Origin of the sequence: Kitasatospora aureofaciens, assembly GCF_001188955.3 — a bacterium.
In the GTDB taxonomy this organism is placed as follows: domain Bacteria; phylum Actinomycetota; class Actinomycetes; order Streptomycetales; family Streptomycetaceae; genus Kitasatospora; species Kitasatospora aureofaciens.
On record NZ_JPRF03000016.1, the window covers coordinates 68,660 to 87,085 of the forward strand.

Genomic DNA, 18,426 nt, shown 5'->3' on the forward strand with positions numbered 1-18,426 from the left:
CGGGCGGGGGCTCTCCGCCGTCCGCGCCGGAGCCAGGGGCGGGGTTCGCGAAGACCCGGTGCAGGAGTGGCCAGGCATGCCAGGGTGGCGGCCATGGAGAACGTTCACGGGCGGGTGCGCGGGAGTTACGACGCGGTGGCGGAGGAGTACCTGGAGCGGATCGGGGGTGAGCTGGCGCACAAGGTGGTGGACCGGGCACTGCTGAGCGCCGTCCTGGAGGAGGCGGCCGGCGGAGTCGTGGCGGACCTCGGGTGCGGGCCCGGGCACGTGGCGGGGTGGCTGGCCGGGCAGGGCGCGCGGGTGGTCGGGATCGACCTCTCGCCCCGGATGGTCGAGCTGGCCGGGCGTGAGCACCCGGAGGCCGCGTTCCGCACCGGCGACCTGCTGGCGCTGCCCGCCGGGGACGGGGAGTTCGCGGCCGCGGTGGCACTGTACTCGGTGATCCACCTGGAGCCGGACGAGCTGCTGCCCGCCTTCGTCGAGATGCGGCGGGTGCTTCGGCCCGGCGGGGTGCTGCTGGTCTCCTTCCACCTGGGCAAGGAGGTCCGACGGCTGGAGGAGTGGTGGGGCCACCGGGTCCACGTGGACTTCCACTTCCTGGAGACCGACGCCGTCGCCGACCGCCTCGCCGAGGCCGGGTTCGCCGTCGAGGCTCGGCTCGAACGGGTGGGCCTGCCCGAGGAGGCCGACACCCGGCGCGGCTACCTGCTGGCGCGGCGCCCGTAAGGGCCGCTCCACCCGGGGGTGGACACCGCTGCGTCCACCTCGGGGTGCGTGTCGCGGCGGCCCGACCGGAGGACCGTTGAGGGGTACCCACGACCGTCAGGAGCCACCCGATGTCCCTGCCGTCCCTCCTCTCCCTGCTCGGCCTCCTCTGCTGGATCGCCTACGAGCTGCTGCTGCGACGCCGCGAGGACGGCGAGGCCGGCACCTGGCACACGGACGACCGCGACCGCGGCTCGACCCGGCTGCTGCTCTCCTGCTACGCCGCGTCCGTGCCGGCCGTGGTGCTGTTCGACCGCGCCTCGATCGGTGAACCGCCGACCTGGGCACGCTGGTTCGGGGTCGCGCTGGTCCTCGCCGGGCTGGCCCTGCGAGCCTGGGGCATGCGGACCCTGGGCCGCTACTACACCCGCACCCTGCGCACCGTGGCCACCCAGCACGTGGTCCGCTCCGGCCCGTACCGGCTGATCCGCCACCCCGGCTACGCCGGCAGCCTGCTGGTCTGGATCGGCTACGCGCTCGGCGCCGGCGGCTGGGCCGCCGCCCTGGTGGTTGCCGCGCTGCTGCTCGGCGCGTACGGCTGGCGGATCGCCGCCGAGGAGCGGCTGCTGCTGGCGTCCTTCGGTCCGGCGTACGCGCGGTACCGGAAGGAGTCCAAGCGCCTGGTGCCGTTCGTCTACTGATCGGTCCGGCCGTGGGGCGGGTGCGGGCGGACACCACTTCGGGGCCGCGTCGCTCACGCTCCGCTCGAACGGCACCTGGTTTTCGGCCAGCGTTTCCCGGCTGGTGTATCCGTTCGCCGTCAGGTCCAGGCATACTGGCGAGCATGGGCGCTCGCGCCCACCCGTGACTCTAGACAAGAAGGGACCGGTGGCCAGGGATGCTGCGGAACGGTCTTGAGCCCTGGCACATTTTGGTGGTGCTGGCGGTCGTAGTCCTGCTGTTCGGATCGAAGAAGCTGCCGGAGATGGCCCGCGGCCTGGGCAAGTCGATGCGCATCCTGAAGGCGGAGACCAAGGCGATGCGCGAGGAGGACACCCCGGCGGACGCCGGCACCGCGCAGAGCACGGCCACCCCCCAGCAGGGCGCCGACCGCCCGGCCGTCACGCCGACCAACGTGACCAAGGCCACCGAGACCAAGCACACCGGCACGACCGCCTGAGTCGTCCGAACTCCCCGTCGAGCCCCTGGTGGACCTTCCACCAGGGGCTCGACGCCGTTCGGGGGTCGGAGCCGGGACCGGAGCCGCGGGCCGGGCGTCCGGCGGCGGATCGGCCGAACAGCCGATCGGGGCGGGCGGGGGCCGTGCCGGTGGGCGAGGCTGGGCAGGATGTCCGAGAACCCTGGCTCTCCACCCCTCGACTTCCGGGCCGGAGCGTGGCTGCTCTGCGCGTTCACGCTGCTGATGGTCGGGTACTTCACGCTGCCCCTGGAGTGGTTCGGTGACCGTCGGCCGGTGCTCAGCTGGCTGGTCTTCGCGGGGGCACTGGGCGGGATGACCTGGCTGATGGTGGTCAAGATCGTCGGGGTGGTGCTGGGAACGGCGAAGCGGCCGGTGGTCTGGCTGGCCTTCCTGATCTTCCTGGCGATGACCATCTTCTCGGCGTCGTACTACGTGATGGGTACGCACAGGGCCGAGTTCGCGGGGCTGGAGACGCGGCTGGACGCGCTGTACTTCACGGTCGTGACGATGTCGACGGTCGGGTACGGGGACATCACTCCGGCCGGCCAGTCGGCGCGGCTCGTGGTGGTGCTGCAGATCGGGTACAACTTCGTGTTCCTTGCGGCGGCCGCCGGGACGGCGTCCCAGGCGGTCCGGAGCAGCATCGAACGGCGGGTCCGGCGCGAGGAGTGACTCCGGCTCGGCGGCCTGCCCCCACCCGGCCCGCCGCGCATCCTGCCGGACTGTCAGCCGTGGGGCTCGGGCGGCGGAGTGCGGGTCCGTCCACAGGCTGTGGACGGACCCGCACTCCGCCGTGGCAGGACCGACGACAAGGCCCGGACCCCCGGTGCGGCCGTCCGGGACGCCCTGGCGCGGCGTCAGTCGTCCTGGTTGTCGGCCGTCGCGTGGAGGGTGGTGAGGAGCGCGCCGAGGCGGGCGTTCCAGTTGGCGTAGGTGAGGGGATCGATGGAGTGCTTCTTGCCCAGGTCCTTGACCGTCTTCTGGGCGGCCCTGAGCTCCTGGGCGGCGTCGTCGGGATTGCCCTCGTTGAACCGGGCGGCGCTGTCGTCGAGGATCCGCAACAGGTCCGCCTGCTTGTCGCGTTCCTTGGTGATCGGAGCCTGGGCGACCGCCTGGCGGAAGGACTGGAGCTGGAGGGCCGCGGGCTGGTTGCGCGGGACGGCCTGGGTGGGCGCGGCCTGGGACGCAGCTGCGGTCGGGGCCGTCGGGGCGGCGGAGGAGGCGCCGGACGTGGGGGGCGTGGCCGGCGTGGTGACCGGAGCGGTGGCCGCGGGCTTGGCGGCGGTGGGCTTGGCGGCGGCGTTGCCGGCCGGCTCGTCGAAGGCGGTGAGCGCCAGCGCGGTGATCCCGGCTATGCCCGCTATGCCGAGGGCGCCGAGGACGAGCGGCTTGTTGCGGCGGTTCCGCGCCGGCGCGGGCGTGCCGGGGAAGCCGGCGAGGGCCCCGGGCGGAGCGGCGGGGACCGACGGCAGCAGGGAGGTGGCGGCAGCGGGTTGGGACGGCAGGAGCGCGGTGTGCTGCTGGTTCGGGGACACCGGCTGGTGTGACGGCACCGGCTGGTGTGACGGCACCGGCTGGTTCGGGGGCACCGGCGGGAGCATCTGGGTGGGAGCGGCCGTCGCGAGCAGTTCGGCGGTCGGGTCGCCGACCGCCAGGCCCGGGACGGTGGAGAGCAGCTCGGCCCGTGCCGCGACGGCGTCGGCCGGGCGGTGGGCCGGGTCCTTGGCCAGCAGGCGCAGCACCACGGCGTCCACGGCCGGCGGCAGGCCGGGACGCCGGGCGGACGGCGGCAGGGGCTGCTCACTGACGTGCTTGAAGGCGATCGCCACCGGAGACTCGGCCGTGAACGGGGTCTCGCCGGTGAGCATCTCGGTCAGCACGCAGCCGACGGCGTAGAGGTCGGTGCGGCCGTCCAGGTCGGAGGCGGTGGCCTGCTCGGGCGAGAGGTAGGCGGCCGTACCCAGCACGCTCGCGGTCTGGGTCAGGTTGCTGGAGGACCCGGCCCTGGCGATGCCGAAGTCCACCACCTTCACGCCGCCGTCGTCGGTGATCATGATGTTCCCGGGCTTGATGTCCCGGTGCACCAGCCCGGCCCCGTGCGCGACCGCCAGCGCCTCGCACACCGCCGCCGCGATGCCGACCGCGCGCTCCACCGGCAGATTCGGCTGCTGGACCAGGACGGCGGCCAGCGAACGGCCCTGGACCAGCTCCATGACGATGAACGGGGTGCCCTGGTCCACACCCGAGTCGAAGACCATGACGATCCTCGGGTGCACCAGCATGGCGGCGTGCTGCGCCTCACGGCTGAAGCGCTCGGCGAAGCGGGGGTCGTCGGCGAGGCCGCCGTTGAGGACCTTGACGGCCACCTGGCGGCCCAACACCCGGTCGACGCCGCGCCAGACGGTGGCCATGCCGCCGACGCCGAGCATCTCGACGAGTTCGTAACGCCCGTTCAGCGCCCGTCCGATCACCTGGAGCTCCCCTCACGTGCGGCGCCCGGGGTTCCGGGGATGCCTGGTGCACCCGTGCACGATAGCCGTCTTGAGGTGGGGGACGGTTGGGGGCTGTGCGGGGTTCTGCGGGTGGGGGTGGGCTCTCGGGAGAGTGGGTGACGCCGGGGCGGTTCCCGCTCGCCCGGTTCGGTGGGAGGCGGTGAGGCGGGCGTTGCCCTGCGCGCCCACGGAGGGGCAGGGCCGGGCGTGGCGGCCGGGGGACCGGGCAGCGGTCCCCCGACCGCCGGATCGGGGTGCGGCCCGCCCTGACTGCGGGCGGGCGGGCCGCACGTTCCGGGCCGGCCGGCCGGGGCGCGTCCGGGGTGAGCGCCCGCCGGTCCGGCCGGGGCCGGCCGGGTGGACGGCGGGCACGGGGGAGCCGACCGGCCACCCGGGGTTCGGGTGGTTGTGCGTACTGCGGTTACTGCGGGGTGGTGCGGTCCGGGTGGGCGGCGAGCCCGGGGGGAGTCGCTCGCCGCCCACCCGGAGTTCTGGGGGTCATCTCCGGGCCGACTGCTCGTCCTCGGAGGGGCCGGTTCTGCTCGGACGGGCGTTCGGCGGGGTGGGTAGGGCCGGTGGGAGCGTGCCGGTCACGCCGCCCTTGCCGGGCTTGGCGCCGTTGCCGCCGCTGGTGTCCTCGCCGTTGGTGTTGCCGTTGGCGTTGCCGTTGCCGTTCGGGGTGCCGTTGCGGGTGGACGGGCTCGGCTGCGCGGGGGTGCCCTGGTGGTCGCCGTTGGAGTGGCCGGGCGTGCCGTCGCAGAAGTCCGGTACGCCGTCCGCTCCGCCGGCCGCCGCGATCAGCGGGGCGAAGAGCGGGTCGGCAGCCAGTTGGCGGGGGCGTTCGCCCTTGTTCGTACGATCCGCGAAGTTCTGGCAGAGCGGGACCAGCGCGGCGGGTGGGCTGGGGTGGTCGCCGCGGGCGCCGGGTGTGGCGGGGGCGGACGGGGCGACGCCGTGCGGCGGGTCGGCCTGGGCGCCGGTGGTCGGCCGGGCGGATCCGCTCGGGGAGGCGGAGCCGGGGCTGCCGGTGGTGCCGGGGCTGGCGGTGGTGCCGGTGGTGCCGTGGGTGGAGTCGGTTGGGCTGCCCGAGGCGGCCACCGAGTGCTCCGGCTCGGTCGGGCCGCCGAGGGCGGGCAGGTTCCCGGTGCCGGCGGCGACCGCGACCCCGCACAGCGCGGTGGCGCCGAGCACGGCGGCAGCGGCCTTCGTGCTGAAGGCCCTGGCCAGCGCGGCGGTTGCCATCGATCGTCTCCGGACGGGGGTCACTAGGGGGTCGGGCGTGAGACTCGCCTCCCGGAACGCGGCCAGCGCGGCCTCCTCGCCGGCCAGTTCCGCGGCCGTCGCCGGGGCGGCGGCCGCGGCCAGTACCCGGGCGAGCTGCCCGGGACCGTCCGGTCCGGTGAGCGAGGCGTCCTGCCCGGCCGACGGGCCGCCCACGGCACCGCCGAGCAGCTGCTCGGCGGCATCACGGTCGATCCGACGGGATCGGTTGGTGCTCATCTCATGTCCTTCAGCGTCGCGGCCCGGCGTTCTGTCACACCCTGCGGAGAACTTTTTTTCGCGGGTTTTCCGGCGGCTTCCTCCGCGGGCTTCCCGGCGGCCGGGATCCCGACGCCGGAGGCGAAGGGCTGCTCCAGCAGCTTGGCCAGCCGCCGCAGCCCCCGGTGGGCGGCCATCCGGACGGTGCCGGCCCGCTTGCCGAGCACCTGGGCGGCGCTCTCGGCGTCCAGCTCCATGACCACTCTGAGCAGAACCGCCTCGGCCTGGTCCCGCGGCAGCCGGGAGATCAGGGCCAGTGCGTCGGCGGTGCCGACCGTGGTGAGCGCGGCGCGCGCGGTGTCGTCCCCGGCGGCCAGCTCGACCAGGTACTCGAACGGCAGGTCGGTGACCGGGCGGCGGCGCCGGGCACGCAGGTGGTCCATCGCGCGGTTGCGGGCGATGGTGGCGGCCCAGCCACGGAAGCCGTCCCCGTCGCCGGAGAAGCCGCGCAGGTCGCGGGCGATCTGCAGCCAGGTCTCGGAGGCGATGTCCTCGGCGTCCTGCACGTCCTCCGGCCGTCCGCCGACCAGCACCCTCAGGTAGCGCAGCAGGCCCGGCTGGACGGTCCGGAACAGCAGCCGGAACGCCTGTTCGTCCCCGTCCTGGGCGGCACGGACCGCCTCGGTCAGGTCGGTGGGAACGGGGCCCCTGCCCGGTGGTGGTACTGGTCCGGACCGGCCGAGGGGGCTGCCGGTGCCCGCTCCGGGGCTTTCTGCACTCTGCACCCGCCACATCATGCGCCATCCGGGCGAACGGGTCGGCTCCGGTCGGAGGACCGGACCGGCCGGGGTCGAGGTCCCGGCGACGGCCGCCGGGCGGCCAAGGCCCCCGGTCGCTGTTCCCCGCCCGGGTCGTCGGTGGGCGAATCGATTCGACCCGCCGACGTGTCCCCGGCGCGCTCGCGCTCCGGGTGGCTGCCCGGGCCGTGCCGGCATCTGCCGCTGGACGCTGCGCGACTACGGCCTGCCGTGGCCGCGGCACCGCGCAGAGCCGGCCCGCACCTCCACGTGCAGGTCAGCGGGGGTGTCACGGGCCGCCCAGTGACAACTGTCATGCGGATCCCGCAACGGACGGCACTGCTCTGACGGAGGGTCGGCCGGAAAGACTGGAGGCACGACGCGGGCAGCGGCCCGCAGTCACCAGTCGGGGGAGGAACCCACCATGAGCAGCCAGACCGTCGCCGTCGCCACCACCGCTCCCGCCCAGGCCGACGAGGCGCCCAACCCGCTGGCCGCCGGCCTGCGCCCGCTCGTCCTCGACGTGGTGGCGCCGCTGGCCGGGTACTACCTGCTGCACTCCGCCTGCGGCCTGAGCGAGTTCGCCGCGCTGGCCTGGAGCAGCGCCTTCTCGGCCGGCCGGACCGTCCTCGGTCTGCTGCGCGAGCGCAGGCTCAACCTGTGGTCCTCGCTGATGCTGGTGGTCAACCTGGCCGGTCTGGCGCTCACCTTCGTCACCGGCGACGCCCGGATGATGATCGCCAAGGACGGCCTGCTGAGCGGCAGCGTGGCGCTGGCGATCCTGGCCTCGGCACTGATCGGCCGGCCGGTGATGACCCCGATGCTGATGCCCTTCGTCACCAAGGGCAAGCGGGACCGCGCCGCCGCCTGGCAGCGGCTGGCCGAAGGACGGGCGGCCGCCTCGCGGGCCTTCCACCGCCAGGAGCGGGTGTTCGCCGGCATCTGGGGCGGCGCCCTGCTGACCGAGTGCGCGGCCCGGGTGGTCGGCGCCTTCACCCTGCCGGTCTCGACCATGGCCTGGCTGTCCACCGTGTTCCTGATCGGCGCGATCGTGGGCGGCTCCCTGCTCGGCCAGATCGCGGTCGAGCCGATCGAGAAGCTGGTCGAGGCCGAGGCCGAGGCCCCCACCGCCGCCTGATCCCCGCTCGGCCGCTGCCCGGACTGCCGGTTCCGACCGTTCGAACGGTCGGAACCATCGGGACCTCCCGGGAGTCCTTATAACGAGGGGGTAACGGGCCCCCCATCCAGGAAACGGGGAGCCCACCATGCGGACCGACGCGCTGACCACCACCGAGGACCGCACCCTCGCCTGGGACGGCTGCCTGAACGTCCGCGACCTGGGCGGACTGCCCACTGCCTCGGGCCGCCCGACCGCCCGTGGCGCGATAGCCCGGGCGGACAACCTGGACCGCCTCACCCGCGAGGGCTGGGGCGCCCTCCTCGACCACGGTGTCCGCACCGTGGTCGACCTGCGCAACGCCGAGGAGTACAAGCCGCTCCTCCCGCTCCCCGAGGGCGTCGAGCTGGTCCGCGTCCCGCTGGACGAACTGGCCGGCCCCGCCTGGTGGCGGACCCACGGCCGACTGGACGGCACCCCATTGGCCTTCCGGCCCTACCTGGAGCACTGCCCGCACGCCGCCGCCGCGCTGGTCACCGCGATCGCCGACGCCCGACCCGGCGGGCTGGTGGTGCACTGCGGCGCCGGCCGCGACCGCACCGGCCTGGCCGCCCTGCTGCTGCTCGCCCTGGCCGGGGTCGACCGGGCCGCGATCGCCGAGGACTACCTGCTGAGCGGCCCCAACATCCGCCCGCTGTACGGGATGCTCGGGCTGCCGGACCCGTACCGCCGGATCGACGCGGTACTGGCCGAGGCCGGGACCACCGCCGAGGCCGCCCTGGAGGCCACCCTCGAAGGGCTCGACCCGACGGGCTACCTGCTCGCGGCGGGCGTCACGCCGGCCCGGATCGCCGCCGCCCGGAGCCGGCTGCTGCCCGGCGCGTAGGGCGCCGGGGCGTTCGAGGGACAGGAGAACAACCTACCTGCGGGTAGGCGTCAACTGATGGTTGACGATCCTCGGATCGACAACCTACGGTTGACGCATGGAGAATCCCGTTGTTCCCAACACCACTCCGCTGCGCCTCGACGACCTGATCGCCGCGATCAAGAAGGTCCACACCGACGCGCTCGACCAGCTCTCCGACGCGGTCATCGCCGCCGACCACCTCGGCGACCTCGCCGACCACCTGATCGGCCACTTCGTGGACCAGGCCCGCCGCTCCGGCGCCTCCTGGACCGACATCGGCCGCAGCATGGGCGTCAGCAAGCAGGCCGCCCAGAAGCGCTTCGTCCCCAAGGGCCCGGGCACCACCGCCGACCTCGACCCCAGCCAGGGCTTCGCCCGGTTCACGCCCCGGGCCCGCAAGGTCATCGTGGCCTCGCAGGAGGAGGCCAGGAAGGCGAGCAACCCCGAGATCACCGCCGTGCACATCCTGCTCGGCCTGCTCGCCGAACCCGAGGGCATCGGCCTCAAGGCGCTCGCCGCCCAGGGCGTCACCCCGGAGGCCGTCCGGACGGCGGCCACCGCCGCCCTGCCGGCCGCCGTCGAGCAGGCGATCCCCGCGCTGATCCCGTACGACGCGCAGGGCAAGAAGGTGATCGAGCTGACCTTCCGCGAGGCGCTCAAGCTCGGCCACAACTACGTCGGCACCGAGCACATCCTGCTCGCGCTGCTGGAGTTCGAGAACGGCGAGGGCGTGCTCACCGGGCTGAAGGTGGACAAGCCCGAGGCGGAGACCTTCATCGCGGAGGCCATCGCCGCCATCGTCGCCGCCCGGGACGCGGAGTCCGGGCAGCAGCAGTGAGACCTCCGTCGGACCGCCGTGCCCGGGGTGGAACTCCCGCCCGGGGCACGGCACTTCCGCGTTCCGCTCAGAAGCCGGAGACGTGGGTGGTGACGATCCGGACCCGTCCGTCGACGGCCGCCTCCAGCGCCGCCCTGAGCCGGGCCGAACGGGCCGGGCCCAGCAGTTCCATCGCCTCCTGCGTCGACGCCCAGCGGTGGGTGTCCAGCTCGCCGGCCGGCACGGTCACCGGGGTACCGTCCGGGACGGTGCCGAAGTCGAACATGAAGTGCTGGGCGGGGTGGTCGAGTTCGGCCGAGGCGTGGGTCCAGGAGATGGCCAGCAGGTCCCCGGCCTCCTTGACGATGCCGGTCTCCTCCTCCAACTCCCGCACGGCGCACTCGACCGGGCCCTCGCCGAGGTCGATCGTCCCGCCCGGGAACTGCCAGTGCTCGCGGTACCCGGCCTTCACAATCAGGATCCGGCCGGACTCGTCGCGCAGCAGGCAGCCCGCCGCCGCGTAGATCCGGGGCAGGGACGCCAGCCACTCCTCGCGGGATCTCAAGGGCTCAGCCGTCACGGTGTTCCTCCAAGGGCAGGGGGCGGTTCAGTCGCCCCCACTCTGCCATCGCCGTCCGGACGCCATCGGACGCCATCGGACGCCGCTTGGACGTCGTCGGATGCGGCTTGGATGTCGTCGGATGCGGCGTGGATGTCGTCGGACGCCGCCGGATGCCGCGGGATGCCGTCGGGGTCGGCGCCGCCGGGACCGATGAGTCGGGGCCCGCGCGACGGTCCAATCCGCATGGAGAACGTTGCGGCCGAAGCCGTACTGACCTGTGACCTGGGCGCGCTGACCGCCCCCGACCTGGCCGTCGTCGACGCCCTCGCCCGGCTGCGGCTGGCCGCCGGACGGCACCGGGTGGGCGTGGTGCTGCTGAACGCGAGCGGCCCGCTGCGGGAACTGCTCGCGTTCAGCGGGCTCGCGGCACTGCTGCCGGGAGCGGGCGATCCGCCGGACGCCGTGGAACTGCCCTGGCCGGCCGCCCTACTCGGCGGGGAGCCGGTCCGGGAGGCCGAACAGCGGGAAGAGCACGTCGGTGTCCAGGAAGTTGGTGAGCCCGGTGATCCGGCCCTCTGACACCTCCAGCACCACCAGCGCCCACGGCTCGTGCCCGCCGTCCGGGCTCGGCCGGTACTGGGCCAGCGCCGGGCCGCCGTTGGCCGTCACCGGGAGCAGCCGGGAGCCCCGGCAGCCCTGCCCCGGGCCCAGCATCCACGCCCGGATCTCCTCCTGGCCCTGCAGCCACATCGAGAACGGCGGCATGTTGAGCGTGACGTCCTCGTGCAGCAGCGCGGCCAGGCCGTCCATGTCGTACGCCTCGAAGGCGCGGACGTAGCGGTCCAGCAGCGCCCGGTGCGCGTCGTCCAGCGCGGGGGCCGGGCGGGCGGCCGAGGCGTCGGCGGCGAGCACCGAGCGTGCCCGCTGCAGCGCGCTGTTGACCGACGCGACGGTGACGCCGAGCAGTTCGGCCACCTCGGCGGCCTTCCAGCCGAGCACCTCGCGCAGGATCAGCACGGCCCGCTGCCGGGGCGCGAGGCGCTGCAGCACGGCGACGAAGGCCAGCTTCACCGACTCGCGCTGGGCGGCCACCTCGGCCGGGTCCCCCGTCTCGGGGAGCACCCGCCCGTCCGGTGCGGGGCCGATCCACGTGACCTCGGGGAGCTGGGTGGCGCTCGCGGTGGCCACCGTCACCGGCCCGGCGAGGTCCATCGGACGGGCGCGGCCCTTGCGGCCGTTGAGCGCGTCCAGGCAGACGTTGGTGGCTATTCGGTACAGCCAGGAGCGCAGCGCGGCCCGCCCCTCGAAGCCCTTGTGCCCGCGCCAGGCCCGGACCATGGTCTCCTGCACCGCGTCCTCGGCCTCGAAGACCGAGCCCAGCATCCGGTAGCAGTAGCCGGTGAGTTCGGTGCGGTACCGCTCCAACTGGAGCTCGACCGGCTCCTCCGTGATCACGTCGGTCATGGCGCGCCCCCCGTCGTACTGCCGTGTGCTGGCTTACGGGACGACGGTAGCGCAGCCCACTGACAACTCTTTCCGGGGCCAACGGGAAGGCTCCCTGAGCACACGTCAGGGGCGGACGCCGGGTCGGTGGCGTCCGCCCCTGACGGCCCCGCAGGCGGGAGTTCGAAGACGGCCCCGGGGGCCCTCCGGGGAGCTCCGGGGCCCTCCGAGGACCTCCGGGGGGCGGCCGCCGGTCAGTGGGCGGAGTGCTTCTCCGCACCACGGTGCCGGTGTCCCTTGAGCTCCCCCTGGACCGGTGGGGCGGCGTGCACCCCCGGGGGCGTGACATCGCGCCCGATGTGGCGGAAGGTGTCGCCGTTGGCGTGCCCGGCCTCGGCGGTCACCGCGCCGGGCCGCGGCTTCGGCCCGAGCCGGCTCGGTGTGGTCGCCATGCCCCGGCGGTCCAACAGGTCCAGGGTGCCCTGGCGGAACTTGGCGGTGCTGCCCGCTGCGTGCTTGGTCACGTCGACCTCCCTTCGGCGGCCACGGCCGGACGGGTGCCGGCCGGAGGGACCGCATGGGCGTTATGTCGGGATTTTACCCGGGTCACGGGCCGGTGCCACCGCGGAGGCAGGGCGTGCTCAGCCCATGACCTCGTGGACGAAGCACCAGCGCCAGTCCTCCCCCGGCTCGTACGAGCGGATCACCGGGTGGGAGGTGTCGTGGAAGTGCGCGGTGGCGTGCCGCTGCGGCGAGAAGTCGCAGCAGCCGATGTGGCCGCAGTCCAGGCAGATCCGCAGGTGCACCCAGTCCCGACGGCCCTGGGCCAGGCAGTCGGCGCAGCCGTCGACGGGTGCGAGGGGATCGATGTCCCGGGGTGCCACGGCGAGGTCTTCGCAGGCGCTCATGCTCGAAGGCTATGACGGCCCGGGCGGGGCCGCCGCTTCAGGACGCGCCGGGGGTGGGCGGCGCGGCGGGGGTGGGCGGCGCGGCGGGGGTGGGGATGGGGGGCGTACCGGGCGAAGTGGCCGGTGCGGCACCCGGGGCCGTCCAACTGGCCAGGAGGGCCAACTTCTGGGCGGTGGGCGAGTCCGGCGGGGCGGTGTAGACGACCAGCATCTGGTCCGGCGAGCCGTTGACGGTCAGGGTCTCGTAGCCGAACTCCAGCTCGCCGACCAGCGGGTGCCGGAGCAGCTTCACGCCGCTGGTCTTCTCCCGCACCAGGTGATCCGCCCACAACCGGCGGAACTCCTCGCTGCGCAGAGACAGTTCGCCCACCAGCGCGGCCAGGGCCGGGTCGTCGGGGTGCAGTCCGGCGTCCCGGCGCAGCTGGGCGACGGTCTCCGCGGCGACGGCGTCCCACTGGGGGTAGAAGTCGCGGGCGGCGGGGTCGAGGAAGGCGTCCCGGGCCTGGTTGGGGGGCGAGCCCGCGGTGGCGCCCGCGCGGTCGGAGAAACCGTTCACCGCGTCGCCCAGCGCGTTCCAGGCCAGGACGTCCATCCGGCGTCCCAGCACGAAGGCCGGCACCCCGGTCATCAGGTCCAGCAGCAACCGCGTCCCCGGGCGGACCCGCCGGTCCCCGCGGGCCCGGCCGGCCGGGGCCTTCGGCGGGCGGTTCAGCGAGCGCAGGTGCGCCGCCTCCACCTCGTCCAGCCGCAGCACCCGGGCCACCGCGCCCAGCACCGCGTCCGAGGCGCTGCCGCCGCGGCCCTGCTCCAGCCGGATGTAGTAGTCCACGCTCACCCCGGCGAGCTGCGCGACCTCCTCCCGGCGCAGGCCCTGCACCCGGCGACGGCCGTGCGCGGGCAGGCCCACCTCCTCCGGCTGGATCCGGGCCCGGCGCGAGCGGAGGAAGTCCCCCAGGGTGTTCTCCATGCCAGGCAGGGTAGCTCCGGGCGGGCGGCGCGAGGGTGGTACTGCCTTTCCCGGGATGCCCGTTCCCGGGAACGGGCATCCCGGGTGAGGGGTTCCCGGGTGAGGGGTTCCGGGGAAGGACGTGGCCCTGGGTGGGCGCGCGGCACCGGCGCAGAGTGGTCGACGTCAGCCCGCCGACCCGGCCCAGGAGTCCCCGATGAGCTACCCCGCCCTCGCCACCCGCACCGCCGTCGTCACCGGAGCCGCCAGCGGCATGGGCGCCGCCACCGCCCGGCTGCTCGCCGCCAACGGCGCCCGGGTCGCCCTGCTCGCCCGCCGCACCGACCGGATCGAGGCGCTCGTCGCCGAGATCGCCGCGGCGGGCGGGCAGGCCCTCGCCGTCACCGCCGACATCACCGATCAGGACTCGGTCGACGCCGCCGCCGCGGCCGTCCACGACGCGTACGGGCCGGTCGACCTGGTGGTCAACAACGCCGGGGTGATGCTGCCCAACCCGCTCGCCGACGGCCGGATCGACGAGTGGACCCGGATGATCGACACCAACCTCACCGGCGCCCTGCGGGTCATCCGCGCCTTCACCGCCGACCTCACCGCGGCCGCCGCCGACGGCCGCACGGCCGACCTGGTCAACGTCTCCTCCATCGGCGCGCACGTCGTCTTCCCCGACTACGCGGTGTACGGCGCCACCAAGGCCGCGCTCACCCAGCTGTCCACCGCCCTGCGCGCCGAACTCGGCCCGCGCGACGTCCGGGTCAGCGCCGTCGAGCCCGGCCTGACCGACACCGAACTCGGCGGCCACATCGACAACCCCGCACTGCGGGAGCAGCTCGGCGGGATGTTCGCGGCCATCCCGGCGCTCACGGCGGAGGACGTCGCGGATCTCATCGCCTACACCGTCAGCCGCCCCCGGCACGTCAACCTGCGCCACCAGGTGGTGCTGCCGACCCGGCAGGCGTGACGGACGGACGCAGATCCCGCTCCGGGTCCACGGGTGGCATGGGAGCATGCCACCCGTGGCGATCGTGACGGGGAGAACGAACGGCGACACCGACGGGGGCGGCAGTACGGCCCCTGCGCGGCGGCCGGACACCAGCGGGGGCATACCCGGGCAGCCGGGCGACGGCAGGGGCAAAGGCGCCCCCGGGCAGCCGGGCGGTGAGCGGCGGCGGGCCCGACCGCTGTCCGACGGCGGCCGGATACGGCAGCCCGTCGCCCTGATCCGGCTGCTCACCGGCCTGCTCGCGATCGCGCTCACCCTGCTGCTCGCGGACTACGCCCGGGCCACCACCGGGGGCTTCGCCGCCGACGTCGCCGAGGCCGGCGCACTGGTGCCGCGGCCGCTGGCGAGCCTGGCCGGCGGACTCACCACCGCCGCCGTACTGCTGCTGCCCGTCGGACTCGCCGTCCGCCGCCTGCTCGGACCGGACCGGCGGCGCGCCCTCCAACAGGTCTCCGACGGACTGCTCGCCGCCGTCACCGCGTACGGCGCGACCCTCGCCCTGGACCTCTGGGCCGACGACCTCGCCCCGACCTCGCTGCTCACCACCCTCACCCACCGGCTGCCCGGCGACGTGCTCGGGCACACCGAGCCGGTCTACGGCTATCTCGCACCCGTCCTCGCCTTCATGACCGCCTCCGGCAGCCGTGAACGGCGCCTGCCCTGGGCCGTCCTCGCCCTCTCCGGCCTCGCCGGACTGGCCGGCGGGTACGCCACCCCCACCGCGCTGCTGCTCGGCCTGCTGATCGGCTGGACCGGCGCCCACGGCACCCTGTACGCCGTCGGCACCCCGGACCCGCGGCCGAGGCCCGGGGACGTCCTGCGTGCCCTGCGGGACAGCGGGCTGCGGCCGGTCGAGGCCGTCCCCGCCGGACCGGACCGCTACCGGGTCCGGCAGGCCGAGGAACGGCCCGACCTCGACGTCCAGCTCCTCGACCGGCAGGCCGTCACCGCCGCCGCCGTCGGCCGCGCCTGGCGCCGCCTGCGCCTGCGCACCGCCCCCCACCCCCGCGCACTTCGCTCACCGCGCACCGGGCTGGAGCACGAGGCCCTGGTCACCTACGCGGCCCTCGCCGCAGGCGTGCGCACCCGCCGCATCGCCGCCACCGCGGGCCTCGGCCACGACACCGCCCTGATCGCGTACGAGCACCTGGCCGGGCGCACCCTGGACCAGCTCGACGACGCGGAGATCACCGACGAGCTCCTCACCGACGCCTGGAGCCAGCTCGCCCTGCTCCAGCGCCGCGAGATCGCCCACCGCGCCCTCGTCCCGTCGTCCCTGCTGGTCGACGACAGCGGCGCGGTCCACCTGGTCGACTTCGCGGACGGCGACATCGCGGCGAGCGAACTCGTCCTGCGCTGCGACATCGTCCAGCTCCTCACCACCCTCGCCCTCCGCGCCGGCGCCGCCCGCTCCGTCCGCACCGCCACCGACGTCCTCGGCCCCGACCCCCTGGGCGCCGCCCTGCCCCTGCTCCAGCCGATAGCCCTCGCCCGCACCACCCGCCAGGCACTCAAGCGCGGCCAGGGCGGGGAGTCGGACGCGCGGGCGCTGGGGGTCGGCCCGGAGGAGGCGCCCGGCGGCGCGCGCCCGACCGGGCGGCACACGGCCCCGCTCCTGCTCACGGGCGCGGCCGGCACCACTGTCCCGGCGGCCGATGTCCCTGCGACCGATGCCCCGGCGACCGATGCCCCGGCGGCCGATGTCCCTGCGACCGGAGTCCGGCCGGGGCACGGCGACGCGCCGTCGGCGGCCGGGACGGCCCACCCGGCGGGCGCGGCTTCGAGCACCGACCCGACCGGAGCGCGCTCCCGGCACTCCGACACCGGCGCGCCCACGACGATCGGCACACCCGCCGACCGGGCCGATCCCGCAGCTGCCGGGCCGACCGCAGGAGGAGACGGCGGCACGGGCAGCGCCCCGTCCATCGCCGGGGAGCAGCCGCAGGTGCCCCGCGCCGAACGGTCGGCCAGGTCCGGCGACATCCCTGAAGCCCCGGACCAGGCCCCCGACGAGGCCGACCCGACCGGCGGGTTGCTGGAGGAGATCCGGGCGGAGGTACTGCGCGGTCGGCCGGAGGTGGTGGGGCGGCCGGTGCGGCTGGAGCGGTTGCGGCCGCGGACGCTGCTGGCCGTGGTGGGCGGGGTGGTGGCCGGCTGGCTGCTGATCCCGCAGTTCTTCGCGGCCGAGGACAACCCGGTCGCTGCCCTGGCCGACGCCGATCCGTGGTGGCTGGCGCTGGCGCTGGTGGCGGCGGGACTGAGTCATGTGGCGGCCGGGATGGGGTTCGTCGGCTTCGTCCCGGAGCGGCTGAACTTCCGCAACGTGGTGCTGACACAGCTCGCCGGGGCGTTCGTGAAGCTGGTGTCGCCCGGGGGTGTCGGCGGGATCGCGCTGAACACCCGGCTGTTGCAGCAGGCGAACGTCCCGACCGCGAAGGCGCTGTCCAGCGTCGGGGTGGGGCAGGTGATCGGGCTGGTGCTGCACCTGCTCCAGCTGGGGGCCTTCGTCTACCTGGTGGACGCGCAGCCGGGCGGTTCGGAGCTGGAGGCACTGCCCGCCGTGGTCGTCGGGCTGGTGGTGGCCGCGGTGCTGCTGGCGGTGGTGTGGTCGATCCCGCCGGCCCGGCGGTGGCTGGCGGCGCGGCTGCGACCGCTGACCGCCGAGGTGCTGCCGCGACTGCTGGACCTGCTGCGCAACCCCGGGCGGCTGGCGGTGGGGGTGGCCGGGCAGCTGCTCGTGTCGCTCTGTCTGATTGCCTGTCTGTACTGCTGCGCCCTGGCGATCGGCCGGGAGCCGTCCTTCGCCTCGGTGGCGGTGGTGTTCCTGGTGGGCAACGCGGCGGGCAATGCCGCGCCGACCCCGGGCGGGGCCGGCGCGGTGGACGGGGCGCTGGTGTTCGGGCTGCAGCAGACCGCGTCGATGGAGGAAGGCGGTGCGGTGGCGGCGGTGGCGCTCTTCCGGCTGCTGACGCTGATCCTGCCGGTGCTGCCGGGCTGGGCGGCGATGACCTGGCTGCAGCGCCGCAAGGCGCTGTAAAGGTGTGTGGCTGTGGAGCCGTGTGGCTGTGTGGCTGTGGAGCCGTGTAGCTGTGGGGAGGCTGGGGGCCGGGCGGCCTACTCGCGGTAGTCGTCCTCGTCGAGCTGGACGATCCGGTTCTGCTCGGCGGCGTCCGCGACGTCGGTGGCCGGGTCCGCCCCGAGGGCCCGGCGCTCGGCGACCTCGTCGTACTCGTCGCTGGTGACCTCCTCGTCGGGCTCGACGGTCTCGACGGTCTCGTCGATCAGGTAGTCCTCGTGGTCCTGCGGCATGGCGTCCGTCCTCACTGTCGGGAGACTCCCAGGGCCCGGATGGCGTACTGGCAGTATCCGTCGCCGGGCGCGCTGACGCGACGCGCCGGGACCGCTCCGGCGTGTTGGCCGGGCCCTGCCGCCGGAAGCGGAATTGACCCATGAATCCTGCCCCTGAATGACCCATGGAACGGGTGCATTCTCCTCCTAGGGTCGTAGTCATGACGACGAACGAGATCACCACCACCCCCGCCCGCCTCGACTACGCCCGCACCGTGCCCAAGGTGTTCCGCGCGATGATCGCCCTGGACGCCGCCGCCCGCGAGGGCCTGGACCCGGCGCTGGTCGAGCTGGTGCAGATGCGCACCTCGCAGCTGAACAACTGCGCGTACTGCCTGGATATGCACGCCAAGGACGCCCGCAAGGCCGGCGAGACCGACGAGCGGATCTACCTGCTGCCCGTCTGGCACGAGGCCCCGGCCGGGGTGTACAGCGAGCGCGAGCGGGCCGCGCTCGCGCTCGCCGAGGAGATCGTGCGGATCGGCGGCGGCGTCTCGGACGCGGTGTACGCCCGGGCCGCCGAACACTTCGCCGAGGCGGAGCTGGCGCAGTTGGTCTCCGTGTGCTTCACCATCAACACCTGGAACCGGATCAACATCACCACCCGCAAGACCCCGGGCACCCGGTAACCGCGGCGGCCGCGGCGGGGCGGTGCGCACCCGGCCCCGGTGGACCCTCCGCGG

20 protein-coding genes are annotated in these 18,426 nt (G+C 74.7%); 11 read left to right on the forward strand and 9 right to left on the reverse strand.

All coding sequences use genetic code 11. The features are described 5' to 3' along the window. The first annotated feature begins 93 nt into the window (after positions 1-93). The 4 genes from HS99_RS09255 (at position 94) to HS99_RS09270 (ending at position 2,578) form a co-directional block, all read left to right on the forward strand. Entirely contained in the window at positions 94-726 is a 633-nt protein-coding gene (locus tag HS99_RS09255) for a class I SAM-dependent methyltransferase (protein ID WP_030288458.1), read from the forward strand. A 110-nt stretch (positions 727-836) separates the two neighbouring features. Beyond that, the gene (locus HS99_RS09260; RefSeq protein WP_030288457.1) at positions 837-1,406 is read left to right on the forward strand and encodes a methyltransferase family protein; all 570 of its coding nucleotides are present in this window, start codon (positions 837-839) and stop codon (positions 1,404-1,406) included. A gap of 197 nt (positions 1,407-1,603) precedes the next feature. After that, entirely contained in the window at positions 1,604-1,885 is a 282-nt protein-coding gene (gene tatA / locus HS99_RS09265) for a Sec-independent protein translocase subunit TatA (RefSeq protein WP_030288456.1), read from the forward strand. 168 nt (positions 1,886-2,053) lie between these two features. Continuing rightward, positions 2,054-2,578: an ion channel gene (locus HS99_RS09270; protein ID WP_037830814.1), complete on the forward strand. Its 525-nt coding sequence runs from the start codon at positions 2,054-2,056 to the stop codon at positions 2,576-2,578. Positions 2,579-2,763: 185 nt separating this feature from the next. Here the strand turns inward: HS99_RS09270 and HS99_RS47695 are convergent, their stop codons facing one another. The 3 genes from HS99_RS47695 to HS99_RS09285 form a co-directional block, all read right to left on the reverse strand. After that, positions 2,764-4,377 (reverse strand): protein kinase domain-containing protein, encoded by a 1,614-nt coding sequence (locus tag HS99_RS47695; RefSeq protein ID WP_050366706.1) that lies wholly within the window; start codon positions 4,375-4,377, stop codon positions 2,764-2,766. 519 nt (positions 4,378-4,896) lie between these two features. Beyond that, a complete protein-coding gene (locus HS99_RS09280) occupies positions 4,897-5,898 on the reverse strand; it encodes a hypothetical protein (RefSeq protein WP_051835589.1) in 1,002 nt (333 codons plus the stop codon). Then, positions 5,895-6,671, reverse strand: coding sequence for an RNA polymerase sigma factor (locus tag HS99_RS09285; protein WP_232543167.1), 777 nt, complete (start codon positions 6,669-6,671; stop codon positions 5,895-5,897). Before HS99_RS09285 ends, HS99_RS09280 begins: the two co-directional genes overlap by 4 nt. A 427-nt stretch (positions 6,672-7,098) precedes the next feature. Between HS99_RS09285 and HS99_RS09290 the strand changes: the two genes are divergently transcribed. The 3 genes from HS99_RS09290 (at position 7,099) to HS99_RS09300 (ending at position 9,536) form a co-directional block, all read left to right on the forward strand. Next, positions 7,099-7,812, forward strand: a complete 714-nt coding sequence (locus tag HS99_RS09290; RefSeq protein WP_043389055.1) for a VC0807 family protein — start codon at positions 7,099-7,101, stop codon at positions 7,810-7,812. Between the two features lie 127 nt (positions 7,813-7,939). Beyond that, positions 7,940-8,677 (forward strand): tyrosine-protein phosphatase, encoded by a 738-nt coding sequence (locus HS99_RS09295; RefSeq protein ID WP_030288445.1) that lies wholly within the window; start codon positions 7,940-7,942, stop codon positions 8,675-8,677. 97 nt (positions 8,678-8,774) lie between these two features. Next, a complete protein-coding gene (locus HS99_RS09300) occupies positions 8,775-9,536 on the forward strand; it encodes a Clp protease N-terminal domain-containing protein (protein ID WP_030288442.1) in 762 nt (253 codons plus the stop codon). A 67-nt stretch (positions 9,537-9,603) separates the two neighbouring features. Here HS99_RS09300 and HS99_RS09305 read toward each other — a convergent pair whose 3' ends face one another. Further along, positions 9,604-10,095 (reverse strand): NUDIX domain-containing protein, encoded by a 492-nt coding sequence (locus HS99_RS09305; protein WP_078867556.1) that lies wholly within the window; start codon positions 10,093-10,095, stop codon positions 9,604-9,606. A 225-nt stretch (positions 10,096-10,320) separates the two neighbouring features. Between HS99_RS09305 and HS99_RS46430 the strand changes: the two genes are divergently transcribed. Continuing rightward, positions 10,321-10,656: an STAS domain-containing protein gene (locus tag HS99_RS46430; RefSeq protein WP_046385860.1), complete on the forward strand. Its 336-nt coding sequence runs from the start codon at positions 10,321-10,323 to the stop codon at positions 10,654-10,656. Here the strand turns inward: HS99_RS46430 and HS99_RS09315 are convergent. The 4 genes from HS99_RS09315 to HS99_RS09330 form a co-directional block, all read right to left on the reverse strand. Further along, positions 10,564-11,541 (reverse strand): sigma-70 family RNA polymerase sigma factor, encoded by a 978-nt coding sequence (locus tag HS99_RS09315; protein WP_030288438.1) that lies wholly within the window; start codon positions 11,539-11,541, stop codon positions 10,564-10,566. The two genes, HS99_RS46430 and HS99_RS09315, sit on opposite strands and share 93 nt — an antisense overlap. A 233-nt stretch (positions 11,542-11,774) precedes the next feature. Next, entirely contained in the window at positions 11,775-12,044 is a 270-nt protein-coding gene (locus HS99_RS09320; protein ID WP_030288436.1) for a hypothetical protein, read from the reverse strand. Positions 12,045-12,161: 117 nt separating this feature from the next. After that, positions 12,162-12,428, reverse strand: coding sequence for a UBP-type zinc finger domain-containing protein (locus HS99_RS09325; protein ID WP_030288435.1), 267 nt, complete (start codon positions 12,426-12,428; stop codon positions 12,162-12,164). A 37-nt stretch (positions 12,429-12,465) separates the two neighbouring features. Continuing rightward, positions 12,466-13,395, reverse strand: a complete 930-nt coding sequence (locus HS99_RS09330) for a helix-turn-helix transcriptional regulator (RefSeq protein ID WP_063737815.1) — start codon at positions 13,393-13,395, stop codon at positions 12,466-12,468. Between the two features lie 196 nt (positions 13,396-13,591). Between HS99_RS09330 and HS99_RS09335 the strand changes: the two genes are divergently transcribed. Together HS99_RS09335 and HS99_RS09340 are read left to right on the forward strand one after the other, a co-directional pair. Further along, positions 13,592-14,353 (forward strand): SDR family oxidoreductase, encoded by a 762-nt coding sequence (locus HS99_RS09335; RefSeq protein ID WP_030289330.1) that lies wholly within the window; start codon positions 13,592-13,594, stop codon positions 14,351-14,353. 55 nt (positions 14,354-14,408) lie between these two features. Then, positions 14,409-17,432, forward strand: a complete 3,024-nt coding sequence (locus HS99_RS09340; protein WP_050366705.1) for a lysylphosphatidylglycerol synthase transmembrane domain-containing protein — start codon at positions 14,409-14,411, stop codon at positions 17,430-17,432. Positions 17,433-17,509: 77 nt separating this feature from the next. On the opposite strand, the gene HS99_RS44715 is transcribed toward HS99_RS09340, so the two are convergent. Beyond that, positions 17,510-17,704 carry a hypothetical protein gene (locus tag HS99_RS44715; protein WP_030556817.1) on the reverse strand — a complete coding sequence of 65 codons (195 nt, stop codon included), beginning with the start codon at positions 17,702-17,704 and terminating at the stop codon, positions 17,510-17,512. A 200-nt stretch (positions 17,705-17,904) separates the two neighbouring features. Here HS99_RS44715 and HS99_RS09350 point away from each other — a divergent pair, with 200 nt between their 5' ends. Beyond that, positions 17,905-18,372, forward strand: coding sequence for a carboxymuconolactone decarboxylase family protein (locus HS99_RS09350; protein ID WP_030556816.1), 468 nt, complete (start codon positions 17,905-17,907; stop codon positions 18,370-18,372). Positions 18,373-18,426 lie beyond the last annotated feature (54 nt).